Genomic DNA, 5,772 nt, shown 5'->3' with positions numbered 1-5,772 from the left:
TACTATAACCTTATACTATGACACTTAACTTTATTTTCTTATATTAGAATTTAATTCGCATAGAAAACTAACATCCAAATTTCTTAGTTTTCATCTCTTTCTGGATTCACTCTATAATAATTTAGACTCATCGTTAAATATCCAATCTATTACTTGTCGCCTCCCTATAAACCATAATAATTTTAAAAGAGTAATCCCAACTGTTATAAAAACAACAAATTAAATTTTTACAAAAGAAAACAACCTGTATAAAAACAGGTTGTTTTCTTTTATAGGGTAAAACAAAGAAAGAGTGGAAAAAAATGAACAAACTTCTAGGGCACAAGAAGTAAAACGATTGGAGAAAACTAAAAATTCTGACATCTTACTAGATAAGGGTATTTGTTTTCTCTTTCTTTGTTGTTATGAGTATAGCATTAAAAACGACATAAATCAACAAAAAATCTCATAATTTTTATTTTTTCGACATTATCCCGTAATTCCTCCACACATTATTTTTTTAAGCGCTATGTATATTTTATATCTGTTACATGGTTAATTTGCATATTAGGAATTAATTGATTCATCATATCTAATCCTATGGTAATTCCTTTATGAATCTTTATATACATATGTATAATTATATTTAAAGTCATAACTTTTAGAATTGAGGTGACCATCATGAGAAGTTTCGGTTCATTAGTAATTTCTACTATATGCTCAGTAATTCTTGTAATCTCGAACGCCTACTCCTTCTATGATAAATTCACAACTGGAGGTACATATTATTGGGTTAGCGGCATCATATTCCTTCTATTCTTTATCGCAAACATGCAAGATATCATCAATAAGAATTATAGAACTTCAACAGACTAGGAGTGTATACATATGTGGAAAAAGATTCATAATTACAAGTTTCATTTAAAAGATTTGAAATTTATGCTCTGGCTGTTCCTTGTCATTGGTTTCTTCTATGCTTATGAATTCTTCTCAGGACTAATGTTCCACCAGGAGTTTCGCGGGCTTAAATTAATATGCACGATAATAATGATCATGGCATTTAGGGATACTAGAAAGAAGCTTAAAAACAACGATTATAGAACGGCATAATGTAAAAGGAATCCTTTATGGGTTCCTTATTCTATGGAAAAATCTCGGCTGAATCCCATTATAATTTTATAAAAGTATAAATCACCCCAAAACTTCCACCAAGACTGCTTTTTCAACCTAGCTGCCTCTATTTCTTCCTGGGCTGATACAATAGTGCGTTTAGCATCTTGAATCTCTCTGACCATCTTCATAAGATTCTCATCTCTTTTCTCTAATCTTTTTTCTATTCTTTCCTCACGTTCTTTCCGATCCTTCATATTCTCTTCTATCAATTTATTCCTTTGATCTATACGATCACCTAATCTCTTTTCCATTTCTAACAGATTTGCTTGCTGCACTTTATTAATTTCTTCTATCATAGCGCTATATTGTTGCCGGAATTGATACTGCATTTGATAAGGAATTGGATCTGACCCCTGGGATTCCTCTTTCTTATTACCAATTCCAAACTGCTTCGCAATCATTTTAGCCGCTTTCTCTAAAGTCATACCATCCTGCTTGCTCAACTCTACTAACTTTTCAATCAATACAACATCAAACTCTGTATATTACCTTCTCCCTCGACTACTCTTTTTTACATCATATCCTTCACGTTCAAGAACATCCGAATACTTTCTAAGCGTACTACCACTTACCCCCAAACGACTATAGACTTCATTGCTGGTATATATACTACTTCCATTTCTGACATAGCGCTACACCACCCCCTATTGTTTCGTTTTTGGGGATTTAAATTCTTTGTTAAATATTCTTCTTAACAAAAACATTTGTATTTTAATTATATTTTTAAAACCTCTTTATAAAAGAACGAGCCGAGATACATAAAAACTTGGCTGATATAACCGAAGCAGAATTAAAATGGTTAAGAGAAAATCCTGTCATAAATGAACGAGCAACCGTTGAATACAACGACAACCGAATTTCTCTTTATGTCGCACAAAAAGGTAAATGCAGCATAACAGGCGAGAAACTCTCACCATGGGACATCCATTGTCACCATAAGCGATTATGGAGCGAAAGAAAGGATGACAGTTACAAAAAAACCTTACCATCATCAAACCAAGTGTCCATAGACTAATACACGCAACCAAAGAAGAAAATATTAACCAATTACTCAATGAACTAAAACTCAATGAGGAACAGTTAGACAAACTTAACAAATTGCGAAAACTAGTCAAAAACGAGGAAATCTGTATTGAATCACAAATTGAAGTGGAATTAAATTATGAACAACTAGCGTTGTTTGCTTAGAATTTATCATTATTAGATGGAAAGAAAACTACAGTATAGGTGGACCGCGGTATGCCATGAAAGTGGCACGTACCGTGCGGATCAGGGGAAAAGTCAGAGATAACTTCAAATACTTATCTCTCGATATATAACGCTAATATGCCAAAAGGAAGAGGAATGTGTTGGTTTGGAATAAAGTTCAATTAAAATCGTGCTACAAATGTTGATTTTACAATAGAAGAAACCCATTCATTTTGAAAAAAAGATTAATCAAAATGGATGAGTATAATTTTGTGAAGGAGTTATTTTTTATAAAAAAGTTTGATTAAAACGCACTTGGAATTTTTACTTGAAGGAATAAAGCATCGTAACTTTTTTATAAACGTCGCGACTTTCTTTCAAAGTCACATCAGACTCCGTCTTTTCGGCGTATAACGAATTACAGAATTTATTAACGGTGTCATAAAATTTGACCACAATCTTCCCATGTCTCTATGTGCAAAAAAACTTTACAACAGAACCTGTTGGGATAACAACTCTAGATGACAGTGTGCTTTTCACGGTATTGTCTAGGAGTCATACCTGTTATTTTTTTGAATACCTTTGTAAAGTAACTTTGGTCATTAAAGTTAAGCCAACTACAAATATCTGATAATGAATATGTCGTTAATGTTAATAGTTTTTTTGCTTCTTCTACTCGTTCCCGTTGAATATGTTCACTTATAGGGATTCCTACTTCTTTTTTAAATAGTCTAGATAAATATGCAGGGTTAATATCCAAAAGATTAGCGAGATCATTGAGAGATATTTCGTCATAAATACTTTTATTAATATGATTTAGGCATGTAGTAATTGTATGGGAATACTTATGAATATTGTATTCTTTAACGCGTTCTGCAAAAGTGCATAACGCATCTTCTATTAATCTATTTATAGCGTACATGTTATCTAGTTGCTCAATAGTTTGGACGTATAAAGCGCCTAGCGAAAAAGCAATATCTGACGGAAGGTTCCCGTCTATTGCATATCGAGTAGCTAGAGTAATCGCTATAATGCCATTATTTTTTTGATTTCTGAGTTGATCTCCTTTTGATGCTATCCCCGCGTCTTCTTGTGGGAATGAATACGCATATTTTATTACTTGTTCTGTATTTCCTTCTTTGATTGCTGTAAAAAATTTACGCTCCAATGATATATCATAATGTTCAAAATTATTTTGACGACGTTTTGAAATATACAAATCAGGGTTTATTATTTTATAGGAAACTTCCTCTAGTAATTTATTTTTTTTCCAAACAATATCTACATCTAGCTTTTCTTTGAAAATCATGTAATGAATTAAAATACCTATATCAATTAAAGTGATCTTTTTAATCTCAGATAGGAATTGATAGTAGGATAATCCTTTTTGTATGTTATCAACCGAGTTAAATCTTCTCATAAGCTTAATTGCCATTTCGTCTGATACCTTTGGATAGGTAGTGGGACCAATTATAATAGTTCCTTTTATATCGTTATGATTTGTTATATGAATTAGGACGAAATTCTCAAGATAACTGTTACCTCTGAAAAGTGGGAAGTTGTTGAGATCATTTTCTTGATAAAGCTCACTAAGATGTTCTTCATTAGAAGAATAAAAGGGACTACAAATATCATTAGAAGTAGAATGATATAGGATTTTTTTACCTGTAGATAAAAATTGAACAGGTACATTAAACGTTTTGTGTATGAGATCACACAAGTATTGTAAGTCAATGGAATCATTCATTATTTTCTCCTCTTACTCAGATTAAACGATAAATCTTCACATAGTTACTGCATAGATTCATAGAATAGTTTTCATTAGGTACCATATTCCTGAAAATATTACTTTGAACTACTCACCACTTAACGTCTTAACGGACTGTTTGAAGTGGGAGATTCCTAAGTACGGAAACCTATCGGTTTCTAATTGATTAGGCTATCCCCGTAGTCCCTACGGTTAAGAGACGAATCGCTTCGTTTCTAAGATTCAGTCCTGCGTTAATATCTCTATCGTGATGTGTGCCACAAGAAGGACAATCCCATTCACGAAGATTTAGATTTTTAACGTCTTTATTTTGGTAACCACAATTTGAACATAGCTGACTAGAAGCAAATGTTTTTGAGACAACTACAACTTGCTTCCTGTACCATTTTGCTTTATATTCCAACATATTTCGAAATTGTGACCAAGATACTTCACTGATTGCTTTGGCAAGTTTCCCGTTTTTTAGCATATTGCTTACTTGTAGATCCTCAATACCAATTACATCGTGGTTTTTGATGATTTCGGTAGAGATTTTATCCAAGTAATCTTTTCTTGCATTAGTAATATGTTCATGGACCCGTGCCACTTTCACACGTTGTTTATTCCAGTTCGAAGAACCTTTCGTTCTTCTGGAAAGGATGCGTTGTGCTTCCGCTAATTTTTTTTCTAATGTACGAAAGAATTTAGGGTTTTTGTATGTAGTTCCATTTGAAAGAATAGCAAAATCCTTTAATCCCATATCAATCCCAACAGAAGATCCTGTTTTCGGTAATTCATTTACTTCTGTCTCAACTAGCAAAGATACAAAGTATTTACCACTTGGATTCCGTCTAATGGTAGCATTTAGAATACGTCCCGTTACCTCACGGCTCTTTGCAAACTTCACAAGTCCGATTTTAGGTAGTTTTATTCGATTGCCTATCACAGCGATATTTCCATTTGTTTCTTTCGTTGTGTAAGATTGGATTTTATTTCGTTTGGACTTGAATTGTGGAGGATCATTCTGTTTCTTGAAAAAGCGTGAAAAAGCATCTGCCAGATTTTTCAATGTAGATTGAAGCGCAATACTATCTACTTCTTTTAACCATATCGTATCATTCTGTTTTTTTAATTGAGTGAGCTCGGAAGAGCAAGAATTATATGTTAATCCTTTCCCTGTTTCTTTGTAAGTATTGTTCCACATAGTAAGGAAGCGATTGAACACAAATCGACTACAACCAATAGTTTTCGCAATTAAGATTTCTTGTATTTTGTTCGGGTAAATACGAAATTTATATGCTTTATTTATTAACATTGATTGCACCTCACTTTCTAGCATTCTTCTTAATAGTATACAAAATAAGTAGGCTTACGCCTACCGACATTCATCTCCCACCTAAAATTGGTATTTCACACCTTCACATTTTTGAGGAAGGAGTCTTCTGTCGGAAAATGATAAATAATATACCTTTAGCAAATGGCTATCAACCTAAAAAGTTATACATTTCCCTTTGAATACTATCAAATAAAAGTAAAACTGAAATTAAAGAATATTAAACAGGTACAGTAAACATCTTACGTATAAGGTCATATAAGTACTGTATCTCAATAGAATTATTCATTATCTTCTTCTTTTAATTAGATTGAAAACCAAGTTTTCACACAATTAACGCATGGATTCATAC

4 protein-coding genes and 2 pseudogenes are annotated in these 5,772 nt (G+C 32.6%); 3 read left to right on the top strand and 3 right to left on the bottom strand.

Annotated features, from left to right (window positions below; genetic code table 11):
* Positions 1–660 precede the first annotated feature (660 nt).
* Together AB3X48_RS16575 and AB3X48_RS16570 are read left to right on the top strand one after the other, a co-directional pair.
* Positions 661–855 carry a hypothetical protein gene (locus AB3X48_RS16575; protein WP_367959745.1) on the top strand — a complete coding sequence of 65 codons (195 nt, stop codon included), beginning with the start codon at positions 661–663 and terminating at the stop codon, positions 853–855.
* A 12-nt stretch (positions 856–867) separates the two neighbouring features.
* Positions 868–1,089, top strand: a complete 222-nt coding sequence (locus AB3X48_RS16570) for a hypothetical protein (protein ID WP_088099777.1) — start codon at positions 868–870, stop codon at positions 1,087–1,089.
* A gap of 26 nt (positions 1,090–1,115) precedes the next feature.
* On the opposite strand, the pseudogene AB3X48_RS16565 reads toward AB3X48_RS16570, so the two are convergent.
* Positions 1,116–1,780: pseudogene (locus tag AB3X48_RS16565) on the bottom strand (DUF3967 domain-containing protein).
* Between the two features lie 117 nt (positions 1,781–1,897).
* Here AB3X48_RS16565 and AB3X48_RS16560 point away from each other — a divergent pair.
* Positions 1,898–2,340: pseudogene (locus tag AB3X48_RS16560) on the top strand (HNH endonuclease signature motif containing protein); the annotation flags it as partial.
* Positions 2,341–2,857: 517 nt separating this feature from the next.
* Here AB3X48_RS16560 and AB3X48_RS16555 read toward each other — a convergent pair.
* Positions 2,858–4,087 (bottom strand): helix-turn-helix domain-containing protein, encoded by a 1,230-nt coding sequence (locus AB3X48_RS16555; protein ID WP_088099776.1) that lies wholly within the window; start codon positions 4,085–4,087, stop codon positions 2,858–2,860.
* Between the two features lie 187 nt (positions 4,088–4,274).
* Entirely contained in the window at positions 4,275–5,402 is a 1,128-nt protein-coding gene (gene tnpB / locus AB3X48_RS16550; RefSeq protein ID WP_199715717.1) for an IS200/IS605 family element RNA-guided endonuclease TnpB, read from the bottom strand.
* Positions 5,403–5,772: the final 370 nt, after the last annotated feature.

It is taken from the genome of Bacillus sp. S4 (genome assembly GCF_040838205.1).
Classification (GTDB): domain Bacteria; phylum Bacillota; class Bacilli; order Bacillales; family Bacillaceae_G; genus Bacillus_A; species Bacillus_A cereus_U.
This window is presented reverse-complemented; position numbering and strand designations above follow the sequence as displayed.